This is a genomic window from Rhodococcus sp. DMF-1 (assembly GCF_021441945.1).
GTDB classification, from domain to species: Bacteria; Actinomycetota; Actinomycetes; order Mycobacteriales; family Mycobacteriaceae; genus Rhodococcus; species Rhodococcus ruber.
In genome coordinates, this window is the sequence record NZ_CP090442.1 from 5,194,834 (window position 1) to 5,216,755 (window position 21,922).

Genomic DNA, 21,922 nt, shown 5'->3' on the forward strand with positions numbered 1-21,922 from the left:
GAAACGCGGCAGCCGGGTCCGGAACGATCCGCGTACCGGACCTGTCGGCCGGAGAGTGTGAGGGAGTGCGATGTTCGAAAGGTTCACCGATCGCGCGCGGCGCGTCGTCGTCCTGGCTCAGGAAGAGGCCAGGATGCTCAACCACAACTACATCGGCACGGAGCACATTCTCCTGGGCCTCATTCACGAAGGCGAGGGCGTAGCGGCCAAGTCGCTCGAATCTTTGGGGATCTCCCTCGAAGGCGTCCGCAGCCAGGTCGAGGAGATCATCGGCCAGGGACAGCAGGCCCCCTCGGGTCACATCCCGTTCACGCCCCGTGCCAAGAAGGTGCTCGAGCTCAGCCTGCGTGAGGCGCTGCAGCTCGGACACAACTACATCGGTACCGAGCACATCCTGCTCGGCCTCATCCGCGAGGGTGAGGGCGTCGCGGCGCAGGTGCTCGTCAAGCTCGGCGCCGACCTGAACCGGGTCCGTCAGCAGGTCATCCAGCTGCTCTCCGGATACCAGGGCAAGGAGCCCCAGGAATCCGGCACCAGCCGTGGCGAGGCCGGCACCCCGTCGACGTCGCTGGTGCTCGATCAGTTCGGCCGCAACCTCACGCAGGCTGCGCTCGAAGGCAAGCTCGACCCCGTCATCGGACGCGCGAAGGAAATCGAGCGCGTGATGCAGGTCCTGAGCCGTCGCACCAAGAACAACCCGGTGCTCATCGGCGAGCCGGGCGTCGGCAAGACCGCCGTCGTCGAGGGCCTGGCGCAGGCCATCGTCAACGGTGAGGTCCCCGAGACCCTCAAGGACAAGCAGCTCTACACCCTCGACCTCGGCTCGCTCGTCGCGGGCAGCCGTTACCGCGGTGACTTCGAGGAACGCCTGAAGAAGGTCCTCAAGGAGATCAACAGCCGCGGCGACATCATCCTGTTCATCGACGAGCTGCACACGCTGGTCGGTGCGGGTGCCGCCGAGGGCGCCATCGACGCGGCGTCGATCCTGAAGCCGAAGCTGGCGCGCGGCGAGCTGCAGACCATCGGTGCCACCACCCTCGACGAGTACCGCAAGTACATCGAGAAGGACGCCGCGCTCGAGCGCCGGTTCCAGCCGGTGCAGGTCGGCGAGCCCACGGTCGAGCACACCATCGAGATCCTCAAGGGTCTGCGCGACCGGTACGAGGCGCACCACCGCGTGTCCATCACCGACAAGGCGCTGGTCGCCGCGGCGAGCCTCGCGGACCGCTACATCAACGACCGCTTCCTGCCGGACAAGGCGATCGACCTCATCGACGAGGCCGGTGCGCGCATGCGCATCCGCCGGATGACCGCGCCGCCGGACCTGCGCGAGTTCGACGACAAGATCGCCGACGCGCGCCGGGAGAAGGAGTCCGCGATCGACGCGCAGGACTTCGAGAAGGCCGCGAACCTGCGCGACAAGGAGAAGCAGCTCGTCGCGCAGCGTGCCGAGCGCGAGAAGCAGTGGCGCGCCGGTGATCTCGACGTCATCGCCGAGGTCGACGAGGAGCAGATCGCCGAGGTTCTCGCCAACTGGACCGGCATCCCGGTGTTCAAGCTCACCGAGGAGGAGACCACCCGTCTGCTCCGCATGGAGGACGAGCTGCACAAGCGGATCATCGGCCAGGAGGACGCCGTCAAGGCCGTCGCCAAAGCGATCCGGCGTACCCGCGCCGGCCTGAAGGACCCGAAGCGTCCCGCCGGTTCGTTCATCTTCGCCGGCCCGTCCGGCGTCGGTAAGACCGAGCTGTCGAAGGCGCTCGCGAACTTCCTGTTCGGCGAGGACGACGCGCTCATCCAGATCGACATGGGCGAGTTCCACGACCGGTTCACCGCGTCGCGCCTGTTCGGTGCCCCTCCGGGCTACGTCGGCTACGAAGAGGGCGGCCAGCTCACCGAGAAGGTGCGCCGCAAGCCGTTCTCCGTGGTTCTGTTCGACGAGATCGAGAAGGCCCACCAGGAGATCTACAACACCCTCCTGCAGGTCCTCGAGGACGGCCGCCTCACCGACGGCCAGGGACGCACGGTCGACTTCAAGAACACCGTGCTGATCTTCACCTCGAACCTCGGTACCGCCGACATCTCGAAGGCGGTGGGCCTGGGCTTCACCAAGGGCACCGGCGCCGAGTCGAACTACGAGCGGATGAAGCTCAAGGTGAACGACGAGCTCAAGAAGCACTTCCGGCCCGAGTTCCTCAACCGCATCGACGACATCATCGTCTTCCACCAGCTCACCCAGGAGCAGATCATCGAGATGGTGGACCTGATGATCGGTCGTGTCGAGGTGCAGCTGAAGAACAAGGACATGGGCATCGAGCTCACCGAGAAGGCGAAGTCGCTGCTCGCCAAGCGCGGCTTCGACCCGGTCCTCGGCGCCCGGCCGCTGCGTCGCACGATCCAGCGCGAGATCGAGGACCAGCTCTCGGAGAAGATTCTCTTCAACGAGATCGGCCCCGGCCAGATCGTCCTGGTCGACGTCGAAGGCTGGGACGGCGAGGGTGCCGGCGAGAACGCGAAGTTCACCTTCACCCCGAGCGAGAAGCCGGCTGCGGTGCCCGACACCCCGGCGGTGGCCCTGGCCAAGGACGCCGAGTAGTCCTGCTGTAACGAACGCCGACGGGCGGCACCCTCTGCGGGTGCCGCCCGTCGGCGTCGGTGTGTCCGGATCAGCGCCGCCACGCGGCGGTCTCCCGCCCGGACCAGTTCGCGAGCCGTTCGAGGGGGCTCGCATCCGGTGCGGACTCGACGACCGTGCCGAAGGGCACCCGTCCGCCGCGCCGGGCTGCGGGAATGCTGCGGCGCGCGACGGCGAACGCGGCCTCCACGAGCGCCGCGTCGGGCTCGGTCTGCAGACCGGTGGCGGCGGAGAGGTCCCATCCGTGCACGAGGGCCTCGTTGAGGTTGCTCAGCACCGCGGCGCGTCCGGGTACCGTTCCCCACGGCGCGACGACGGACCGGTCGAGCACGTCGTCGTCGCTCCACACCTTCCGGTAGTGGGCCTGCGCCCGTTCGAGCTCGGCCCGCCACGCGTCGTCGGGGACACCGGTGAGGAATTCCGGGATGCTCAACGGGTCGCCGCCGCTGCCGATCACCCGCCCCCTGTCCACGGTCGCGACGAGGTGGCCGAGCAGGGCACGCACGTCGAACTGCGGGCAGGGAGTCGGGTCGGTCATCTGCTCGGGGCGCACTTGCGCGAACAGCGTGTCCACCCATGCCAGGGCGTCACGGTAGAGGGGACGGGGATCGGTGACGGTGCTCATGTCGGGCCTCCCGGTGGTGTGTCGATGTCGGCGGACACGATGCTTCCTTCCAAACACGACATCTCCTGTCAGGTATCTCTGCGAGAGTGCCGGCATGCGCGCGGATCGGTTGCTGTCCCTCGTCCTGCTGCTGCGGCACCGCGGCCGGATGACCGCGCCCGCAATCGCCCGGGAACTCGAGGTTTCGGTGCGCACCGTGCTGCGCGACGTCGAGGCGTTGTCCACGGCAGGCATCCCCGTCTACGCCGAACGCGGACGCGCCGGCGGGTTCTCGTTGCTGCCCGGCTTCACCACCGACCTGACCGGTCTGACCGTCGACGAGGCGACCGCCCTGCTCGCGGCGAGCGCCTCGGCCACGCCCGACTCGCTCGGCATGGCGCCCGCGTTCGCCTCGGCGATGCGGAAGGTGACCGTCGCGCTGCCCGAGGCGCAGCGCACCGCCGCGGCGCGCGTCGGGGAGCGGATCGTCGTCAGCTCGTCCGGGTGGGTGGTCGACCACCGGCGGGACGAGCACCTCGGCGTCGTCCAGCAGGCCGTCTTCACCGATCGTCGTCTGCGCATCCACTACCGTTCCCGTGGCGCCGAGACGCGGTGGCGGACCGTCGATCCGCTCGGGTTGGTCAGCGCGGCGGGCCGCTGGTACCTCGTAGCCCTGCATCGCGGCGCCGAACGCACCTACCGCCTCTCCCGGATGGAACGGGTGCAACTGCTCGACACCGCGGCGCACCGCCCGCCCGACGTCGATCTCGCCCGGATCTGGCGCCGGCACCGCGCCGAGTTCCGGGCCGGCCTGGGCACGGTCACCGCCGCGGTGAAGATCCGGGACCGGCGCCGGGACGACCTCGCGGTGATCGCGATCCGCATCGTCACGCAGCGGCCCACGGGCGACGGGTGGTGGGAGACCGAGGTGGAGTTCGGTGGGGCCGGCCACGCCGGGGCCGCGATGTGGCAGCTGGGGGACGACGCCGAGCTGCTCGGACCGCCCGAGCTCCGGGAACAGGTCCGGTCGGCGGCGGAGCACCTCGCCGAGCGGCACCGGTAGCCCTGCCTCTCACACCGCCGCCGCCGTGCCTGTCCTCGCCGTGCCTGTTGTTGCCTCGTCGTGGTCGGGGACGCGGAGAGCGTCGACGAACGCCTCCTCCGCGATCTGGGCCGCGTAGATCGCGGGATCGATCCGCGCGACGAGGTCGCCGGTCTGGGTGGCCATGGCCCGCAGTGCGGTGAGTTTGCGGTCGAGCTCGGGTCCCTGCAGCCGGACGTGGACCGCGAGCTGCTCTTCGGGGATGCCGGTGGGGCGCTCGTCGCTCATGTACATGCCCCATTCCTCGTAGAGGTCCCGGAACCGGTCGAGATGCTCCACGGTCGGCGTGGCGTACAGCAACCGGGACCGGCCGCCGCGGTCACGCCAGGCGCGGGTGACCCAGCGGTGCACGGCGTTGTGATCCGGGTGGTAGGTCATTCCGTCGGCACCGAAGGTCAGGATCGTGTCGGGGCGGAGGTCGTCGAGGAGCCGGCCGGCCCACGAGAGACCGGCGTCGTCGTGATCGGTGAGGGCGCCGTCCGGCAGGCCGAGGACGTGGTGCTCCTCGACGCCGAGCACGGCCATGGCGGCGGCCGCCTCCCAGCGGCGGACCCGGCCCAGGCGTTCCGGCGGCCACGAGCGAGGATCTGCGGTTCCGTGCTCGCCGGCGCTGGCCGACGCGCACACGACGCGCCGGCCGGCGTCGCGGGCGGCGGCCATGATCCCCGCCGCGAGATAGGTCTCGTCGTCGGGGTGGGCCCAGATCGACAGGATCGTCCCGAGCCGGGAGGTCGTCGCGTTCATGCCTGTCACGGTGCGGGAGAGGACTCCCACGGCGCCCCCACGTGCTCTCACGGCGGTGTGATCCGGTGGGAGCGCGGTGGGAGCAGACCGGCGCATCGTCGTGGCCATGGACACCACACTCACCATGAACTCGACCCGCAACGGGGCGGCCGAGCTGCCGACAGAGATGCTGGAGCGGTTCCGCTCCCGTGCCGGCGAACTCGACCGGTCCAACTCCTACTTCGACGAGGACCTCGCGGAACTGCGAGCGGCCGGCTACCTCGCCGCCGCCGTACCCGTCCGCTACGGGGGATGGGGTCTCGATCTGGCCCGGCTGGCCGCGAGTCAGCGGCGCCTCGCGCGCTATGCACCGGCCACTGCGCTCGCGATGACGATGCACTCGTACTGGATCGGGATCGCGACCGAACTGGAACGCACGGGCGACACGTCGCTCCGCTGGATCTCGGAGGCCGCGGCGGCCGGCGACGTGTTCGCTGCCGGACACGCCGAGACGGGCAACGACATCCCGGTGCTCCTGTCGACGTGCAGGGCGCAGCGCGTGGCGGGCGGCTACCGCCTGACCGGCCGCAAACAGTTCGGCTCCAACGGTCCGGCGTGGCGGTGGCTCGGCGCGCATGCCGTCGACGCGGACGCGGCCGGCGGGCCGCACATCGTGCACGCGTTCGTCGAGCGAGGCAGCGCGGGGGTGAACGTCGTGCCGACGTGGGACACCCTCGGCATGCGGCCGACGCAGAGCCACGACACGGTCCTCGACGACGTCTTCGTGCCCGACGACCGCATCGGGCGGGTGGTTCCCGCGGGCGACGGCAGCGATCCGTTTCTCGTGGCGATGACGATGTGGCCGCTCGCGCTCATGGCGGCGGTGTATCTGGGGATCGCCGACCGCGCCCTCGAACTCGCTGTCCGCAGCGCCCGCCGCAAGACCTCGGTGGCGATCGAGCGGGGCGCATACGCCTACAACCCGTTCGTGCAGCATCAGGTTGCACAGATGTATCTCGAGCTGGACGCCGCCTCGGCGACGCTCGACCGGTTCGTCGCGGACCGGGTGGCCGGCGCGGACCACGGCGACGAATGGGTTCCCAAGGTGTACGCGATGAAGTGGCGAGCGGTGGAGGCGGCCAAACGGGTCGTCGACATCGCCCTCGACGTGGCCGGCGGCGCCGGCATGTTCACCGGGAACGAGCTCGAACGCCTCTACCGCGACGTGCGGTGCGGGGGATTCCACCCCGGGAACGACGCGCTCACCCACGAACTCGTCGGCAAGTCGTTGCTCGGCATCCTCGGCGAACAGCCCCGATGGTGAGGTCCCGGGTCCCCCGCGGTCACAGGGCGCGGAGCGCATGCTCGGCGGCGGCCTCGCCGTCGAGCAGCGCCCCGCGCCGCCGCGCCGCCTCGTACTCGTCGTCGCCGAGCTCGGTGCGCAACCGCACGCCGAGATCGTCCAGAGCCACCTCGTCGGCACCGAAGATGCGGTGACCGGCCGCTGTCGTACGCACGGCCCCCTCGAGCACCGCGGCGTCCCGGTAGCGGCCCAGGCGTTCGAGAAGTCCGGCGATCGAGCGCAGCATCGTCCACTGCGTCGACCACATCCCGGCCCGCCGCCAGTGCGGGATCAGCCGCCGGTACTCGGCGGCGGCCGCCACGGGGTCACCGATCCGGGCGTCGATGGACGCCTTCGACGCACCGGCGAGGCCGGTGACGAACGAGGCGTTCGTCTGCTCCGCGATCTCCAGTGCCCGTGCGAAGCGGGCGCGGGCCCGTTCGACGTCGACCGCCAGGTCCGCCTCCCCGGCGCAGTGCCAGACGTACGCCGCGTGCGGTGTGCGTGCATCGCCGATCTCGGTGAGGAGTGCCGCGGCCAGCCCGACGGCGGCCGGTGCGCCCGCATAGCCCAGCGGCAGCAGCTCGCTGGCACGTGCCATGAGGCGCTGCGCCGGGTCGTGCACGGCTGCCGCGGCGGCCCGCCGGTACCAGGCGGCGGCCGCGTCCAGGTGACCTTCGAACAACTCGTAGCTCCCGCGGACGGTCAGTGCTTCGGCCGCCGGCTCGGTCTTCACCCGCTCCACCGCACGCAGCGCAGCGGCACTGAGCCGGCCGGTCTCGGTCACGTCGCCGGACATCCACGCCGCGTAGGCGGCCACCACCTGCACGCGCGCGGCGAACGGGCTCCGTCCCTCCGCGTCGGCGGCGATCACCATCCGTGCCCAGTTCAGTACGTCCGGTCGCAACCGGAAGATTCCGTAGTCCAGCAGGGCGTTGACGAGTCGGCCCGCCGGGGCGATCTCGTCGTGGTCGAGCATCCAGCCGAGCGCACTGCGCAACTCCGGTACGGCGGCGTCGATCTGCGACAGGACCGGCTCACCCGGCTGCAGCAGTCGGGAATCCGCACGGTCGACCCAGTCGACGAGGTGCCGGGCGTGCCGCTCCGCGACCGTGTCGGCTCGGCCCGCACGGACGAGCTGTTCGGCGCCGAACGCCCGCAACGTCTCGAGCAGCATGTACCGGCGACCGGGCATCCGCATCACCAGCGAACGCTCCACGAGGTGCGTCAACGCCGCGACGGTCGTCCCGGGATCCGTGCCGCAGACCGCCGCGGCGTCGGCCGCGTCGAACGAGCCCGCGAACACCGACAGGTCCGCGAAGGTCCGCCGCAGATCCTCCGGGAGCAGCCCGAACGACCACGACACGGCCGCGGCCAGCGACGCGTGCCGTGGGGTCGTGCGGTACCCCGACGCCAGCAGCTCGAAGCGGTGGTCCAGGCCCGCCGCGACCTCCGCGACCTCGTGGGTGTGTAGGCACGCCGCCGCCAGCTCGATCGCCAGCGGCAACCCGTCCAGGCGTCGCACGATCTCGGCGATGCAGGCACGTTCCCTCCCGTCCGGCTCGAAGCCGGGGACGACGGCTCGCGCCCGCTCCTCGAACAGCCGCACGGCCGGGGCGTCCTCGCCGTCGTACGGCAGCGGCGGCACCCTGCGGACGTGCTCGCCCACGACGCGGAGCCGTTCCCGGCTCGTCGCCACGACCCGCACGTGCGCACATGTGCCGAGCAGGCGTTCGACGAAGGCGGCGATCGGCTCGAGCACGTGCTCGCAGTTGTCGAGCAACAGCACGATCTCGGTCTCGCCCAGCACGTCGGCCACCCGCTCGGCGAGTGCGGTGCCGGGCCGGGCGTCGATCCGCAGGGCGGCGGCGACCACATCGACCGCGGAGTCCGGCTCGGCGGTGGCCAGCTCGCACAGCACCACCGGACGGTCCGGGCGGGCGGCGCGGAGCCGGTGCCCGGTCTCGAGGAGCAGCCGGGTCTTGCCCACCCCACCCGGGCCGACCAGGGTCACCAGTCGCCCCGACTCCGTCAGCCCGGTCACCTCCGCAGCGAGGGCGTCCCGGCCGACGAGTGACGTCGCCGGAACCGGCAGCCTGCCCACCGGAGCCCACACCCGATCGGTGGCACCGGCGAGCAGTTCCGTGTGGTGGGCCGCCAGTGCCGGCGACGGCTCGATGCCCAGCTCGTCGCCGATCAGCCGCCGGAAATCGTCGTAGACGCGCAGCGCCTCGGCCCGGCGTCCCGTTGCCGCGAGCGCCGTCATCAGAAGCCCACGCGGTCGTTCCCTCGACGGCTGCGCGTCGGCCAGTGCGGCCAGTTCGGCAACGAGGCCGTCGGTGTCGCCCCGCGCGAGCCGCGCCTCGGCCCGCACCTCGCGGGCCCGGAACCGCAGTTCCTCCAGCCGCGTCGCCTCCACGCGGGCCTCGTCCACGTCGTCGAGCTCCGGGTAGGCGGGACCCTGCCAGCGCGCGAGCACGGCCTCGATCTCGGCTGCATCGGTCGTTCCCCCCGTCGAGACCGCGACGAGGCGGTCGGCGTCGACCTCCACGCGGGCCGGATCGAGCCGATAGCCCTCACCGACGGACTCGATCAGGCCGTGGGGCAGGCCACGACGCAGCCGGAACATGTGGTTCTGCAGGGCGGCGGCCGGATCCGCCGGCAGCCTGGACGGCCACAGGGCGTCGACGGCGGAGTGCGCGGGCACCACCCGGCCCCGCCGAAGCACCAGCAGGGCCAGCAGGCGCCGCTGCAGCAGCCCGTCGGGAGTGATGTCCCGACGATCCCCGTCCAGCACGCGGATCGGGCCGAGCACCTCGACCCGCACCCGGTCGCCACCCGTGGCCACGTTTCCATTGGACCACCCGCGCCGGTCTCCTGCCGAGACCCGGGACGTCAGGTTCGATGCGGGCCCGGCGGGTCGGCCGGACGCATCGACAGCGCCGCGACGAGGAAGCACAGCGCCCCGACGAACGTGCCGACGTCGGCGAGCCTCGGCGCGAACGTTGCGCCCGCCGGGTCGACGTGGGCGCCGACGGCCGCGGCACCGAAGGCGAGCGAACCGAGCATGTTCAGCCAGGTGCTGCGCCAGTTGCGGGCGTGCGGATCCCACAGCGCATCGGTGTCGGTGGTGGCCACCACCCCAGGGCACTGCTGACGAGGAAGCACACCGAGCCGACAGCGTCGGGGCGCCACACGAGATTCCGCTCCTCGGTCGCCGTCAGACCGGCGACGAGCGCGAATCCCGTGCTCACGTTGAATGCGAGGGTGCCGACCCACTGCACCGCGGCCGACCACCAGTCGTACCGGTCCACGCGGGTCACCGTCGGCGGGCGGTGCGTCAGCAGCAGTTGCACCGTCGCCGCCGCGGTGAAGAACCACGAACCCACGAAGTAGAGCAGATTGGAGGTGGCGGCGGGGAGGACGAGCACGCCGCCGGCACCGGCCCCGAACAGGGCGGAACCGACGACGAACAGTCGCGATTCGCGGCGCAGCGTCGGCCGGGTGAACACACCCGCGAACCTAGTGGGCGCGGCCCGGCGTCGTGCAGATTGTGGTTCGTGCGGCGCGTGCCGGGGCGCCTCGCCGCTGTTGTCGGGGCGCTCGCCGCCGTTGCAGGGGCGGCTCGCCGCCGTTGCCCGGGCGGCTCGCCGCCGTGCGGAAGCAGCGCCGCGCCGCGCCACGTGGCGTAGGTTCGGCGGAGAGGACACGCTACGACGAAAGGGACCGATCGATGCCCACACGTACCTCTCGCACAGCCTGGAACGGTGGCCTGCAGGACGGCGCAGGCCAGGTCGAACTCACCAGCTCCGGCCGCGCCACGTTCGATGTCTCGTTCCCCAAGCGGGCGGCGGACGACGCCGACGGCACCACCAGCCCGGAGGAACTCATCGCCGCGGCGCACTCGTCGTGCTACGCGATGCAGCTCTCGGCGCTCATCGCCGAGGCCGGCGGCACACCGCAGAGCCTCGACGTCACGGCCGACGTCTCGCTCGGCCCGGACCCGAACGGCGGATTCCGGCTCACCGGCATCAAGCTGACGGTCCGCGGCGAGGTCGACGGTCTCGACGCCGACGGGTTCGCGAAGGCGGCGCAGGGAGCCAAGGAGGGGTGCCCGGTCAGCAAGGCCCTGACCGGGGTGGACATCACGCTCGACGCAGCGCTCGAATCCTGAACGACCCGGCGAGTGCGCACGTCCCGCGGCGACGACCGCCGGGAGGTGCGCACTCGCGCTGTTTCAGCCGCCGGTGAGCGCGTCGAGGTAACGGCCCATCATCCACCGCTGAGCGAGCGGCAGGACCGGTGCACCGAGGCGGGTGAACCAGCGACCGGGCCGGGAGACGGCAGTGATGTGCCCGAACACCACGCCGTCGGGTCGTCGCTCGACCACGAACGCCTCTTCCCCGCTGATGGGGTGTCCCTCGAGCGTGCCGTAGGCGAAGCCGCGACGGTTCGGCTCGTCGACGACGTAGACCACCCGGCACCACGCCCCCCAGCGCACCGGACCGAAAGGGGGATCCAGCCGTACCTCCAGTCCCGTCCGCGGGGCGGGGGTGTGTGAATCGACGCGAAAACCCGCATGCCGCTGCATGTTCCAGCTTTCGAGCGCCCGGATGGCGGTGCGGAACGCGACGTCGCCCGAGCCGAGGCGGGAGGTCAGGTGCGCGTGCCGGAACCCCGCCGGCGTCTCGCCGCGGGTCGCGCCGACGTGCGGGTAGTTGAACGAGCGCTGTGCGTTCACGTCGGCACGCTCAGTCCCGGGCGGCGTCCTCGCCGGTGGCTTTGACGTCGAGTACGACCTCGAACTCGAGCAACGACGCACCCGATGCGACCGGTCGCTTCGCCTCACCGGCGTGCGCCTGCCGGGCCGGGCCGTCCCGCCAGGCCGCGAACGCCTCCTCCGACTCCCACTGGGTCACCACGAAGTAGCGCGACTCGCCCTGCACCGGACGCAGGAGCTGGAATCCGAGGAATCCGGGGGAGTTCTCCACGGTGTGCGCCCGATGCGCGAAGCGCGTCTCCAGTTCCGGGCCGGCGCCCTCGGGGACCTCGATTGCGTTGATCTTCACCACTGCCATGGCGGCGAGCGTACTCCGCTACCTTGGCGGTTGTGTTGCACGACGAAGGTGGTTCCGGGCGGCCGATCCTGCTGCTGCACGGCCTGATGGGCAGCTCCCGCACCTGGCGACGGCACGTGCCGTGGCTGCGCAGCCACGGTCGCGTCCACACCTTCGATGCCGCCGGCCACGGGCGTCCCGCCCCGGACCGGCTCACCACCGAGGCGTTCGTCGCCGACCTCGCCGCGCACGTGGACGACATCGGTGAACCCCTGGTGGTGATCGGGCACTCGATGGGCGCGCTGCACGGGTGGTGCTTCGCCGCCGCGCACCCCGACCGGGTGGCCGGCCTCGTCGTCGAGGACATGGCCCCCGACTTCCGTGGCCGCACCGCCGCGGACTGGGCCGCGATGATCGCGCAGTGGCCGCAGCCGTTTCCGGACGAGGACGCGGTCGTCGGCTACTTCGGCGACGTCGCCGGGCGGTACTTCCTCGATTCCTTCGAGCATCGCGCCGACGGCTGGTACCTGCACGGGGAGGTGGGCACCTTCAGGGACATCTCCGAGGAGTGGGGCTCCCGGCACTTCTGGGACCAGTGGCGGTCGATCTCGGTGCCGGCCCTGCTCGTCGAGGGCGAGTTCACCATCACGCCCGAAGGGCAGATGCGGCGGATGGCCGCCGAGCACCCCCGGTCCCGGTACGTCCGGGTCCCGGGCGCGGGGCACCTGGTGCACGACGAGCGCCCCGGCGAGTACCGCGCCGAGGTCGAGCGATTCCTCGACACGCTCGACGAGTGAGCGCGGCTCAGCCTTCGCCGGCGAGCGCGAAACGCCCGTCGTCGGTCTGCTCGACCAGGCCGTCCACTAGCAGCGAGTGCAGCGCCCGGTCGCGCTGCCCCGGATCCGCGAGCCACACCCGGTCCAGCACCGGCCGCTCGACGGGGACGTCGCTCTCGCGCAACACCGCCATGAGCTTGCCCCGCACCTGACGGTCGGTGCCCGTGAACTTCTGCACCCGTCGCTGCGGGCCGTCGTGGGCGGGCCGGCCGGCCTCCACCCACTCGCACCGCGGGAGCGGACACCGGGCGCAGTCGGGTGAGCGGGCCGTGCAGATCGTCGCGCCGAGTTCCATCAGGGCTGCGGAGAACGTCGCCGCCCGCTCGCGGGTGCGCGGCAGCAGCGCCTCGACGTCGGCCAGGTCCCGCGTCGTCGAGGGATTGCCGGGCTCGGCCGCGCCGTGCACCGCGCGTGCGACGACCCGGCGGACGTTCGTGTCCACCACCGGGACCCGCCGGCCGTACGCGAAACAGGCGACGGCACGCGCCGTGTAGGCGCCGATGCCGGGCAGGGTCAGCAGCACGTCCACGTCCGCCGGCACCTCGTCGCCGTGCTCGGCGGCCAGGACGGCGGCGCACTCGTGCAGCCGCAGGGCCCGTCGCGGATATCCGAGCTTGCCCCACGCGCGCAGCACGTCGGCCCGGCTCGACGCGGCCATCGCCGACGGCACCGGCCAGCGCTGCACCCACTCCAGCCAGATCGGGGCCACCCGGACCACCGGGGTCTGCTGCAGCATCACCTCACTCATCAGGATCTGCCAGCCGGTCACCCCGTCCTCGCGCCACGGCAGATCCCTCGCCTCGGCGGCGTACCACCGCAGCAGGGCGGTCGCGTCGACCGGCATCTCTCACGTCCTCCTGTCGGAATCTCGGACCGATGTGACCTCGCGGTAACCCGGCCGTGCGGGGCGCGTCACAGGCCAGGGTGGATAATGTCCGTATGCCGAACTCCAACCCCATCTCCGCCTGGAAGGCCCTGACCGAGGGTAACCAGCGCTTCGTCAGTGGTACCCCGCTGCATCCCAGCCAGGGCATCGACCGTCGCGCCGAACTGGTCAACGGGCAGCACCCCATCGCCGTGCTCTTCGGATGCGGTGACTCCCGGGTGGCCGCCGAGATCATCTTCGACCAGGGCCTCGGTGACATGTTCGTCGTGCGCACCGCGGGGCACGTGATCGACAGCGCCGTCCTCGGTTCGATCGAGTACGCCGTGGGTGTGCTGAACGTGCCGCTGATCATCGTGCTCGGACACGACAGCTGCGGCGCGGTCAAGGCGACCCTGGACGCCCTCGACGAGGGTCGGATTCCTCCGGGGTTCATCCGGGACATCGTCGAGCGGGTCGCACCGTCGATCCTCATGGGTCGCAACGACGGGCTGTCCACCGTCGACGAGCTCGAGGGCCGGCATGTGGTGGAGACCGCGAAGCTGATCGGTCAGCGGTCCCAGATCATCGCCGAGCGCATCGCCAACGGGCAGTGCGCCATCGCGGGCGTGACCTACAAGCTCTCCGACGGACACGTCCAGCTGCAGGGACACGTCGGCGACATCGGTGTGACGGTCGACTGACGCGACACGCCGACTTCGGTGCGGCGGCCCCTCGCCGGTGGCACATACCGTGGGAGACGTGCTTGAACCGAACGGGCCGCTGCCCCCCGAGATCTACTGGCGTCGACGCGCGCTCGCCGTGGGTGTCGGCGTGGTCGTGCTCGCGCTCGTCGTGTGGCTCGTCCTGTCCCTGACCGGCGGGGGCGACGACCCGGAGCCGGATCCGGCGGCCGCCGGCGTCCTGACGTCCGAGACCAGCACCACCCGCACCCCGACCAGCAGCACGGGGGAGGAGACGGACGAGGATACGGCCGACGGTGTCGCCGCGGCCGGGCCCGGCGGGTCCTCCGGCGGCACCCAGTCGGGGTCGTCCCAGTCGGGGTCGTCCCAGTCGAGCACGCCGTCGGGATCCGCCGCGTCCTCGAGTTCCGCGGCGGCGAGCGCATCCGCCGTCGCCGCCGGGCAGTGCCCGGACCAGGCGCTCGCCGTGCGGGTGACCGCGGACCGGCCCAACTACCAGGTGGGTGAGGAACCCGAGTTCACGATCGTCATCACGAACATCGGCACGACCGCGTGCGAGCGTGATCTCGGCGCGGGTCTGCAGCAGGTGCTGGTGTACTCGCTCGACGGCAGCCGGCGCTTGTGGTCGAATACCGACTGCTTCCCCGAGTCGACCGCCGATGTGCGCAAGCTGGCTCCGGGCGACCAGGCCGCCTTCGCGGTGAAGTGGTCCGGAACGACCTCCGAGCCCGGATGCCAGGCGCCACGGGAGCGGGTTCCGGCCGGCGCGTACACGGTGGTCGGCCAGCTCGGCGGCCTGCGCAGCACCCCCGAGCCGTTCAACATCGCCTGATCCGTCGCCCGACCGGCGCCGCTGCGAGCCGCGGATCAGTCGTACGGGCCGTTGATCGACGACTCCGCCAGACGCGACAGGCCTTCGCGGATGGAGCGCGCCCACAGCCCGCCGATCCCCTCCACGGACTGCAGGTCCGCCGCCGTTGCCGCGAGCAGGCCCTGCAAGCTCCCGAACGAGCTCACCAGCCGATGGATCTGCGAGGACTGCAGCCGCGGCACGCGATGCAGCACGCGATAGCCACGCGGACTCGTCGCGGTGTCCAGGGCCTCGATCGTGCCCGGATACCCGAACACGCGCGCCAACGTCGTCAGATCCAGCAGGTCGACGTCGGTGAGCCGATCCAGCGCGGCCAGGGTCTGCTCGACCGCGACGAGTTGCGGGGCCTCCGAACCGGCCAGATAGTCCCGCACGATCAGCTGGCGGGCCAGGTCGTTGTCGCCCACCAGCTCCTCGAGCTGCAGCGCCAGCTGGCGGCCGTCGGTGCCCAGTTGGAGCACCTCCTGTTCGATCTCCACCGAGACGCGCCGCACCATCTCGAGCCGCTGCGCGACGGTGAGCGCATCGCGCAGCGTCACGAAGTCCTCGATCTCCACCACCGACAGCTGCCGGGTGACCTCGTCCAGCCGCGACTTGTAGCGCTCGAGCGTCGCGACGGCCTGGTTGGCGCGCGAGAGAATGGTCGCCGAATCGTTGATCACGTGCCGCTGACTGTCGACGTAGACGGTCACGATGCTCATCGACTGGCTCACCGACACCACCGGGTAGCCGGTCTGGATCGCGGTGCGCTCCGCGGCGCGGTGCCGCGTTCCCGATTCGACGGTCGGGATCCGGTGATCGGGTACCAGCTGCACGTTGGCCCGCACGATCCGGCTGCCGTCGGTGGACACCACGACCGCGCCGTCCATCTTCGACAGCTCACGCAGCCGGGTGGGAGCGAACTCCACGTCCAGCTCGAAGCCGCCGTCGCACAGCGCCGCCACCTCGTCGTCGAAACCGAGAACGATGAGGCCTCCGGTGCGGCCGCGCAGGATGCGCTCGAGACCGTCGCGCAGGGCGGTGCCGGGTGCCAGCCGGGCGATGGTCTCGCGCAGCGTCACGGACGGTGCCACATCGGTCATCGATGGTTCCTTCCCGTGTCCGGCCGGTGCGGCGAACGTCACTTCGTGTCGGTCCGCCCGGTGGAGCCGACCGAACCGCCGACTAGATTACTTCCCCATGAGCGGTACCTGGACCCTGCCCGACGACCTCGCCCTTCCCGAGCTTCCCGACGACCATCCCGGGGCGGGCGCACCGATTCCGTCTCATTGGAGCAAGTGCTTCGGCTGCGGGGACGACCAGCCCGCGGGAATGGCGATGCAGTTCACCTTCGGGGAGGGCCTCGAGGTCACCGGCATGCTCGACGTCGCGAACCGCTACCAGGGCGGTCCCGGTTTCATCCACGGCGGGATCCTGACGACGGCGTTCGACGAGGCGCAGGGCATGGCGTGCATGGTGCTGCGCCGGCCCGTCGTCACCGGCCACCTGCAGATCGACTTCGCCGCGCCCATCCCGCTCGGGTCGGTGCTGGAACTGCGCGCGCGGATCGACGGCACCGTGCGCCGCAAGGTCTACACCAGCGCGGAGGCCCGCATCGTCGAGGGACCGTTCGCCGATCCGGATGTCGTCGTCGCGACGTCGCGCGGGTTGTTCCTCACCGTCGGTGCGCAGCACTTCGACAGGGCGAAGGACTTCGTCGACGGGGTCCCCGTGTCGCCGCACGGCACCTCGTCCGTCTGACACCGGGTCCGTCCGACACCGAGTCCGTCTGACACCGGTCCGTCTGACACCGGGTCACTCCGGGAGGAGGGGCACGGCCGGGTGCGGCCGCCGGCCGAGCACCGAGGCCGAGGTGAGCGCGCGCGTGCCGAACCGGCCGTGCACATCGTCGAGCACGGCGTCCAGTGCGTGACGGTCGAGGGCCGGGTGACCGGCTGCCGCGCCGTCGCGGGCCGGTTCGTCGAACGGCAGCTCGAGCTGTTCGGTGCCCGCGGAGTCGAGATTCGACACGGCCACCCCGATCAGGGTCAGCCCCCGGTCCGAGACCAGTGGCTGCGCGAGGCCGAGCAGTTCCCGCGCGGCGCCGAGGACGACGTCCGTGCGGGCCGTGGGTGCGCGCAGCGTGTGCGATCGCGTCGCCCGGGAGTAGTCGGCGAAGCGCAGGCGCAGCACCACGGTGCGGCCGGCACGCCCGGCCGCACGCATGCGGCCGGTGACCCGTTCCACCAGCATCCGCAGGGTCGCGTCGACCAACCCGGGATCGTGTCCGGCGGCGCTGCGGGGCCGGCCGAGGGCGTGCTGCGCCCCCACGGACCGGCGCCGACGGTGGGGCCGGACGGGCCGCGGATCGTGTCCGTGCGCCAGCGCATGCAGATGGCGTCCCACCGACCTGCCGAGCAGCGCGACGAGTTCGACCTCGCTCTCCCGCGCGAGGTCGGCCACGCGGTGGAGGCCGTGCGCGTGCAGCGTCGCGGCGGTCACCCTGCCGACGCCCCACAGCCGTTCGACCGGTAACGGACGCAGGAACTCGAGTTCCCGGTCGGGTGGCACCACCAGCAGCCCGTCCGGCTTCGCGACGCCGCTCGCGACCTTGGCGAGGAACTTGGTCCGGGCCACCCCCACCGTGATCGGCAACCCGACCTGTTCGGCGACGTCGCGCCGCAGCCGGGCGGCGATGTCCCCCGGGGTGCCGTCGATCCGCCACAGGCCGGCGACGTCGAGGAAGGCTTCGTCGATGGAGAGCGCCTCGACGAGTGGCGTGGTCTGCTCGAACACCGCGAACACGGCGCGGCTGGCCCGCGTGTACGCGTGCATGCGGGGAGGAACGACGATCGCCGCCGGGCACAGGGCGCGGGCGCCGCGCCCGGACATCGCCGTCGCGACGCCGAAGGCTTTCGCCTCGTAGCTGGCGGCGAGAACGACGCCGCCCCCGCCCACGATCACGGGACGGCCGCGCAGGCGCGGGTCGTCGCGTTGTTCGACCGAGGCGTAGAACGAGTCGAGGTCGGCATGCAGGATGGTCGCGAGACCGGACACGAACACATGTTCGCATCCGGCTCCGACAGGACTACAGTCCCAGCGCGGCCAGGGCCTGACCGACGTTGCCGACCTCGATCGGACCGCCGTCGGAGCCCGGGGGCCGCGACGTCCGCCGCCCCGGCTGCGCGAGTTCGTGCGGCACGATCGCGCGGCCGAAACCGAGCCGGCTCGCCTCTGCGATGCGGCGGCCGGCTCCGGTGACCCGGCGGACCTCGCCGGCGAGGCCGACCTCGCCGAGCAGCACCGTGCCCGGCGGCAGGGGGCGCTCGCGCGCAGCCGACGCGACCGCCAAGGCCAGCGCCAGGTCCGCCGCCGGATCGGTGATGCGCATGCCGCCGACGGTCGAGGCGTAGACGTCGCACTTGCCCAGCGGCAGCCGGCATCGCCGCTCGAGGACGGCCAGCACCATCGCGACCCGTGCCGCATCCAGACCGCTGACGGCACGCCGGGGTGCAGGGTTCTGCGTCGGCACGACCAGGGCCTGCAGTTCGCCGAGCAGGGGCCGTTTACCGTCCATGGTGACGGTCACGGCGGTCCCCGCCACCTCCTCGGTCCGGTGGTGCAGGAACAGTCCCGACGGATCGCTGACGCCCACGATGCCGCCCTCGGTCAGTTCGAAACAGCCCACCTCGTCGGCGGCGCCGAAGCGGTTCTTCACACCCCGCACCATGCGCAGGGTGGAGTGCTTGTCGCCCTCGAAGTGCAGAACCACGTCGACCAGGTGCTCGAGCGAGCGCGGCCCCGCCACCGCACCGTCCTTGGTGACGTGCCCGATGAGCAGCACCGGGACACCGCTGGCTTTCGCGAGCGAGGTCAGCGCGCTGGTCACCGCCCGGACCTGGGTGACGCCGCCGGACACGCCGTCGACGTCGGCGGCGAGCATCGTCTGCACGGAGTCGACGACGAGGAGGGTCGGTTTCACCTGCTCGATGTGACCGAAGACGGTCGCCAGGTCCGACTCGGCGGCGAGGAAGACGCGTTCGTGCACCGAACCGGTGCGGTCGGCGCGCAGGCGCACCTGGCCCGCGGATTCCTCCCCGGTGACGTAGAGGGCCCGGTCGTCGCTGCCGCGCTGCGCCCAGCGATGGACCACCTCGAGCAGAAGTGTGGACTTACCGACGCCGGGTTCCCCGGCGAGCAGTACCACCGAGCCGGGAACGACGCCCCCGCCGAGCACTCGGTCGAGTTCCTCGATGCCGGTGGGCTTCGCGTGGGTGGTCCTGCTGTCGACGAGGGTCAGCGGTGTGGCGGGGGTGGTCGGGAGCAGTGCGGCGGCCCCGGCGCGGGCGAGCGAGGTGCCGGGCCGCGCCGCCACCGCGGCGGGCAACGCCGGTGCCTCGTCCATCGAACCCCACGTCCCGCAGTCGGGGCAGCGGCCCACCCACTTCGCGACGGTGTGCCCGCAGTCGGTGCACCGGTAGATCGACTTCGTCTTTGCCACCGCGTCAGCCTAGGACCGGGGGCCGACACGAGAACGGGGCCCGGACCGAGCGGAGTGCTCGGGCCGGGCCCCGGGATGCGTCGGGGTGCCGGTCAGTGGCCGTCGCCCTCGACCGGCGACTTCTCGGAAACGTTGCGCTCGACGTCCGTGCCTGCGTCGACCGGGACCTGCATGGTGACGTCGCCGGCCTCGGCGAAGGTGAACGTGACCGGAATGGTCAGGCCCGGGCGCACGCCCTCCTTCAGGCCGGTGAGCTCGACCTGGGCGACGGACGGGGTATCGGAGGACTCCGCGGCCTCGGCGGGACGCGGGGACTCGTCGGTTGCGGCCTCGGCGGTCGCGTCCTCGGCGAGGGTCTCGCCGGTCAGGCCGGCCGAGATCGACGCCTGCGGCTCGATGCGCAGACCGGACACGCCGGTGGTCGACGACGCGAAGTCGGTGGTGATACGCGTCAGCTCGTCGGGAGTGGTCTCGCTCAGGTTCACCACGGTGAAGCCGAGTGCGGCCTTGCCTCCGGGTTCGAGGCTGTACTCCTCGGAGTCCGGGTAGATCACGTGCACGTTGCGCAGCGCGATGTCCCCGAGTTCGGCGCTGTTGCCGTTGACCGCTGCCACCTGGGTGGCGGTCTGGCTGATCTGGCCGGCGCCGCAGGCGGACAGCGTGAGCGCCGCACCCGCGGCCAGGGCGAGAGCGGTCGCGACTCGGCGAGTCGGCGCTTTGAGAGCAGTCACGGGTTGTCCTCCACTCGAGTAAGGCTCGCAATCCACTAGGCAGAGTAGTAGTCGAAGAGCGCCGAGTCTGCGCCGGGGGCGGAAGTCGTGGCTTTCGTCCTGCCCGGACCGACTCGGCGGGGCCGCCGGGGGCCGCCCCGGGCGACGTGTCGAATATCACGGGATACACGGAACCGGTTGGCTGTCAAGTCCTACGCGCGCGCCTCTGTGCCCCTGACCTGCGCCGTTGATGGGAGCCGGATGTGAGCACGTGTTAAACTCGAAGAATCGAAAGGGGCACGGGACACATGATTTTCAAGGTCGGAGATACCGTCGTATACCCCCATCACGGTGCGGCGCTGATCGAAGCTATCGAAACTCGCACCATCAAGGGTGAGCAGAAGGAATATCTCGTTCTGAAAGTCGCCCAGGGCGACCTGACGGTTCGGGTACCTGCGGATAATGCGGAATACGTCGGTGTTCGCGACGTGGTCGGGCAAGAAGGCCTCGACAAGGTTTTCCAGGTGCTGCGCGCACCGCACACCGAAGAGCCGACCAACTGGTCGCGGCGGTACAAGGCCAACCTCGAGAAGTTGGCCTCCGGAGACGTGAACAAGGTCGCCGAGGTCGTGCGCGACCTGTGGCGGCGGGAGCAGGACCGCGGCTTGTCCGCAGGTGAGAAGCGAATGCTGGCCAAGGCCCGGCAGATCCTCGTCGGCGAGCTCGCGCTCGCGGAAGGCACGGACGACGTCAAGGCCGACAGCCTGCTCGACGAGGTGCTCGCCGCCGCCTCCTGAGCGGCCACGCGCACCGCAGAACTGCAGATGAACGATCGCAACGGGCCGGTCGTCGGAATCATTCCGGCGGCCGGCCGTGGTGTCCGCCTGGGCGAATCCCTGCCCAAGGCGTTCGTCGAACTCGACGGGCGCACGATGCTGGACCGGGCCGTCGAGGCCATGCTGACCTCGGCGGTGGTCGACCGGGTCGTCGTGGTGGTGCCGCCGGACCTGGTGACGTCCGTCGCAGCCACGGCGCCGCCGCAGGTGCAAGTGGTGGTGGGCGGCGCGGAACGCACCGATTCGGTGCGCGCCGGACTGGCGGCCGCGGAGGACGCCGCCCACGTCCTGGTGCACGACGCCGCACGCGCCCTGACCCCACCGGAGCTGTTCGCCCGGATCGTGGCGGAACTGCGCGGCGGTCGTCGCGCGGTGATCCCGGTGCTGCCGGTCGCAGACACCGTCAAGAGCGTCGACGGCGCGGGCCGGGTCACCGGCACCCCCGACCGGTCCGCTCTCCGCGCGGTGCAGACGCCGCAGGGATTCGCCGCCGACCTGTTGCGCCGAGCCAACGCCGGCGCCGGCGACGCCACGGACGACGCGGGCCTCGTCGAGCGTCTCGGCGAGAGCGTGTACACCGTTCCGGGCGAACCGCTCGCCTTCAAGATCACCACACCGCTCGATCTGGTCCTGGCCCGCGCCGTGCTCGCGGCCGGGGCCCCCGTCGGACAGGAGAGCTGAGTGCGCGTCGGGATCGGTACCGATGTCCATCCGATCGAGCCCGGACGGCCGTGCCGGCTGGCCGGGTTGCTGTTCGAGGATGCCGACGGGTGCGCAGGCCATTCGGACGGTGACGTCGCGGCGCACGCGCTGTGCGACGCACTGCTCTCCGCGGCCGGTCTCGGCGACCTCGGTTCGGTCTTCGGTACCGGCCGCCCGGAGATGCACGGCGCGAGCGGGGTGTCGATGCTCGCCGAGGTGCGGCGCCTGCTCGACCTGCAGGGCTTCACGATCGGGAACGCGGCCGTCCAGGTGATCGGGAACAGGCCGAAGATCGGTCCCCGCCGCGACGAGGCGCAGCAGGTGCTGTCCGAGGTCCTCGGGGCGCCGGTGTCGGTGTCCGCGACGACGACGGACGGGCTCGGGCTGACCGGGCGCGGCGAGGGCGTCGCCGCCGTCGCGACGGCACTCGTCCTTCCGCGCGACGACGACCGGTAGGA

21 protein-coding genes and 1 pseudogene are annotated in these 21,922 nt (G+C 71.5%); 11 read left to right on the top strand and 11 right to left on the bottom strand.

The window, feature by feature from the left end; genetic code table 11:
- Nucleotides 1-70: 70 nt before the first annotated feature.
- Nucleotides 71-2,596, top strand: coding sequence for an ATP-dependent Clp protease ATP-binding subunit (locus tag LZP97_RS23840; protein WP_010594602.1), 2,526 nt, complete (start codon nucleotides 71-73; stop codon nucleotides 2,594-2,596).
- Between the two features lie 70 nt (nucleotides 2,597-2,666).
- Here LZP97_RS23840 and LZP97_RS23845 read toward each other — a convergent pair whose 3' ends face one another.
- Nucleotides 2,667-3,260 (bottom strand): TIGR03086 family metal-binding protein, encoded by a 594-nt coding sequence (locus tag LZP97_RS23845; RefSeq protein WP_010594601.1) that lies wholly within the window; start codon nucleotides 3,258-3,260, stop codon nucleotides 2,667-2,669.
- Between the two features lie 94 nt (nucleotides 3,261-3,354).
- On the opposite strand from LZP97_RS23845, the gene LZP97_RS23850 reads away from it, so the two are divergent.
- Nucleotides 3,355-4,302 (top strand): helix-turn-helix transcriptional regulator, encoded by a 948-nt coding sequence (locus tag LZP97_RS23850; protein WP_010594600.1) that lies wholly within the window; start codon nucleotides 3,355-3,357, stop codon nucleotides 4,300-4,302.
- Nucleotides 4,303-4,311: 9 nt separating this feature from the next.
- Here LZP97_RS23850 and LZP97_RS23855 read toward each other — a convergent pair whose 3' ends face one another.
- Entirely contained in the window at nucleotides 4,312-5,085 is a 774-nt protein-coding gene (locus LZP97_RS23855) for a PIG-L deacetylase family protein (RefSeq protein WP_017681651.1), read from the bottom strand.
- A 106-nt stretch (nucleotides 5,086-5,191) separates the two neighbouring features.
- On the opposite strand from LZP97_RS23855, the gene LZP97_RS23860 reads away from it, so the two are divergent.
- Complete coding sequence (locus LZP97_RS23860) at nucleotides 5,192-6,388, top strand: acyl-CoA dehydrogenase family protein (RefSeq protein WP_040273744.1); 1,197 nt, start codon at nucleotides 5,192-5,194, stop codon at nucleotides 6,386-6,388.
- Nucleotides 6,389-6,407: 19 nt separating this feature from the next.
- Here the strand turns inward: LZP97_RS23860 and LZP97_RS23865 are convergent, their stop codons facing one another.
- Together LZP97_RS23865 and LZP97_RS23870 are read right to left on the bottom strand one after the other, a co-directional pair.
- A complete protein-coding gene (locus LZP97_RS23865) occupies nucleotides 6,408-9,254 on the bottom strand; it encodes an ATP-binding protein (RefSeq protein WP_017681649.1) in 2,847 nt (948 codons plus the stop codon).
- Nucleotides 9,255-9,301: 47 nt separating this feature from the next.
- Nucleotides 9,302-9,918 (bottom strand): annotated as a pseudogene (locus tag LZP97_RS23870) (hypothetical protein).
- A gap of 221 nt (nucleotides 9,919-10,139) precedes the next feature.
- Between LZP97_RS23870 and LZP97_RS23875 the strand changes: the two are divergent.
- Nucleotides 10,140-10,580, top strand: a complete 441-nt coding sequence (locus LZP97_RS23875; protein WP_010594594.1) for an OsmC family protein — start codon at nucleotides 10,140-10,142, stop codon at nucleotides 10,578-10,580.
- Nucleotides 10,581-10,643: 63 nt separating this feature from the next.
- Here the strand turns inward: LZP97_RS23875 and LZP97_RS23880 are convergent, their stop codons facing one another.
- Complete coding sequence (locus LZP97_RS23880; protein ID WP_048773411.1) at nucleotides 10,644-11,147, bottom strand: DUF1990 family protein; 504 nt, start codon at nucleotides 11,145-11,147, stop codon at nucleotides 10,644-10,646.
- Nucleotides 11,148-11,157: 10 nt separating this feature from the next.
- Nucleotides 11,158-11,484 carry an antibiotic biosynthesis monooxygenase family protein gene (locus tag LZP97_RS23885; protein ID WP_010594592.1) on the bottom strand — a complete coding sequence of 109 codons (327 nt, stop codon included), beginning with the start codon at nucleotides 11,482-11,484 and terminating at the stop codon, nucleotides 11,158-11,160.
- Nucleotides 11,485-11,516: 32 nt separating this feature from the next.
- Here LZP97_RS23885 and LZP97_RS23890 point away from each other — a divergent pair, with 32 nt between their 5' ends.
- Complete coding sequence (locus LZP97_RS23890) at nucleotides 11,517-12,260, top strand: alpha/beta fold hydrolase (protein ID WP_010594591.1); 744 nt, start codon at nucleotides 11,517-11,519, stop codon at nucleotides 12,258-12,260.
- A 7-nt stretch (nucleotides 12,261-12,267) separates the two neighbouring features.
- On the opposite strand, the gene LZP97_RS23895 is transcribed toward LZP97_RS23890, so the two are convergent.
- Complete coding sequence (locus LZP97_RS23895) at nucleotides 12,268-13,143, bottom strand: A/G-specific adenine glycosylase (RefSeq protein WP_010594590.1); 876 nt, start codon at nucleotides 13,141-13,143, stop codon at nucleotides 12,268-12,270.
- 95 nt (nucleotides 13,144-13,238) lie between these two features.
- Here LZP97_RS23895 and LZP97_RS23900 point away from each other — a divergent pair, with 95 nt between their 5' ends.
- Nucleotides 13,239-13,865, top strand: a complete 627-nt coding sequence (locus LZP97_RS23900) for a carbonic anhydrase (RefSeq protein ID WP_010594589.1) — start codon at nucleotides 13,239-13,241, stop codon at nucleotides 13,863-13,865.
- 58 nt (nucleotides 13,866-13,923) lie between these two features.
- Nucleotides 13,924-14,697, top strand: coding sequence for a hypothetical protein (locus LZP97_RS23905; RefSeq protein ID WP_010594588.1), 774 nt, complete (start codon nucleotides 13,924-13,926; stop codon nucleotides 14,695-14,697).
- 35 nt (nucleotides 14,698-14,732) lie between these two features.
- On the opposite strand, the gene disA is transcribed toward LZP97_RS23905, so the two are convergent.
- Nucleotides 14,733-15,818 (bottom strand): DNA integrity scanning diadenylate cyclase DisA, encoded by a 1,086-nt coding sequence (gene disA / locus LZP97_RS23910; protein WP_010594587.1) that lies wholly within the window; start codon nucleotides 15,816-15,818, stop codon nucleotides 14,733-14,735.
- Nucleotides 15,819-15,915: 97 nt separating this feature from the next.
- Between disA and LZP97_RS23915 the strand changes: the two genes are divergently transcribed.
- Entirely contained in the window at nucleotides 15,916-16,476 is a 561-nt protein-coding gene (locus tag LZP97_RS23915; RefSeq protein ID WP_010594586.1) for a PaaI family thioesterase, read from the top strand.
- A gap of 54 nt (nucleotides 16,477-16,530) precedes the next feature.
- Here LZP97_RS23915 and dinB read toward each other — a convergent pair whose 3' ends face one another.
- The 3 genes from dinB to LZP97_RS23930 form a co-directional block, all read right to left on the bottom strand.
- Nucleotides 16,531-17,778: a DNA polymerase IV gene (gene dinB, locus LZP97_RS23920; RefSeq protein WP_010594585.1), complete on the bottom strand. Its 1,248-nt coding sequence runs from the start codon at nucleotides 17,776-17,778 to the stop codon at nucleotides 16,531-16,533.
- A gap of 25 nt (nucleotides 17,779-17,803) precedes the next feature.
- Nucleotides 17,804-19,216 (bottom strand): DNA repair protein RadA, encoded by a 1,413-nt coding sequence (gene radA / locus LZP97_RS23925; protein ID WP_010594584.1) that lies wholly within the window; start codon nucleotides 19,214-19,216, stop codon nucleotides 17,804-17,806.
- 92 nt (nucleotides 19,217-19,308) lie between these two features.
- Entirely contained in the window at nucleotides 19,309-19,947 is a 639-nt protein-coding gene (locus LZP97_RS23930) for a hypothetical protein (protein WP_010594583.1), read from the bottom strand.
- A gap of 287 nt (nucleotides 19,948-20,234) precedes the next feature.
- Between LZP97_RS23930 and carD the strand changes: the two genes are divergently transcribed.
- The 3 genes from carD to ispF are packed head-to-tail and all read left to right on the top strand — an operon-like array spanning nucleotide 20,235 to nucleotide 21,920.
- Complete coding sequence (gene carD / locus LZP97_RS23935) at nucleotides 20,235-20,723, top strand: RNA polymerase-binding transcription factor CarD (RefSeq protein WP_003935974.1); 489 nt, start codon at nucleotides 20,235-20,237, stop codon at nucleotides 20,721-20,723.
- Between the two features lie 27 nt (nucleotides 20,724-20,750).
- Complete coding sequence (gene ispD / locus LZP97_RS23940) at nucleotides 20,751-21,443, top strand: 2-C-methyl-D-erythritol 4-phosphate cytidylyltransferase (RefSeq protein WP_048773409.1); 693 nt, start codon at nucleotides 20,751-20,753, stop codon at nucleotides 21,441-21,443.
- Nucleotides 21,444-21,920 (top strand): 2-C-methyl-D-erythritol 2,4-cyclodiphosphate synthase, encoded by a 477-nt coding sequence (gene ispF, locus LZP97_RS23945; protein ID WP_010594581.1) that lies wholly within the window; start codon nucleotides 21,444-21,446, stop codon nucleotides 21,918-21,920.
- Nucleotides 21,921-21,922: the final 2 nt, after the last annotated feature.

Excerpts from the sequence above, each read along its gene's own strand:
- LZP97_RS23840 (WP_010594602.1), top strand. The coding sequence starts at position 71 with ATGTTCGAAAGGTTCACCGATCGCGCGCGGCGCGTCGTCGTCCTGGCT.
- LZP97_RS23845 (WP_010594601.1), bottom strand. The coding sequence starts at position 3,260 with ATGAGCACCGTCACCGATCCCCGTCCCCTCTACCGTGACGCCCTGGCA.
- LZP97_RS23850 (WP_010594600.1), top strand. The coding sequence starts at position 3,355 with ATGCGCGCGGATCGGTTGCTGTCCCTCGTCCTGCTGCTGCGGCACCGC.
- LZP97_RS23855 (WP_017681651.1), bottom strand. The coding sequence starts at position 5,085 with ATGAACGCGACGACCTCCCGGCTCGGGACGATCCTGTCGATCTGGGCC.
- LZP97_RS23860 (WP_040273744.1), top strand. The coding sequence starts at position 5,192 with ATGGACACCACACTCACCATGAACTCGACCCGCAACGGGGCGGCCGAG.
- LZP97_RS23875 (WP_010594594.1), top strand. The coding sequence starts at position 10,140 with ATGCCCACACGTACCTCTCGCACAGCCTGGAACGGTGGCCTGCAGGAC.
- LZP97_RS23885 (WP_010594592.1), bottom strand. The coding sequence starts at position 11,484 with ATGGCAGTGGTGAAGATCAACGCAATCGAGGTCCCCGAGGGCGCCGGC.
- LZP97_RS23895 (WP_010594590.1), bottom strand. The coding sequence starts at position 13,143 with ATGCCGGTCGACGCGACCGCCCTGCTGCGGTGGTACGCCGCCGAGGCG.
- LZP97_RS23900 (WP_010594589.1), top strand. The coding sequence starts at position 13,239 with ATGCCGAACTCCAACCCCATCTCCGCCTGGAAGGCCCTGACCGAGGGT.
- disA (WP_010594587.1), bottom strand. The coding sequence starts at position 15,818 with ATGACCGATGTGGCACCGTCCGTGACGCTGCGCGAGACCATCGCCCGG.
- LZP97_RS23915 (WP_010594586.1), top strand. The coding sequence starts at position 15,916 with ATGAGCGGTACCTGGACCCTGCCCGACGACCTCGCCCTTCCCGAGCTT.
- carD (WP_003935974.1), top strand. The coding sequence starts at position 20,235 with ATGATTTTCAAGGTCGGAGATACCGTCGTATACCCCCATCACGGTGCG.
- ispD (WP_048773409.1), top strand. The coding sequence starts at position 20,751 with ATGAACGATCGCAACGGGCCGGTCGTCGGAATCATTCCGGCGGCCGGC.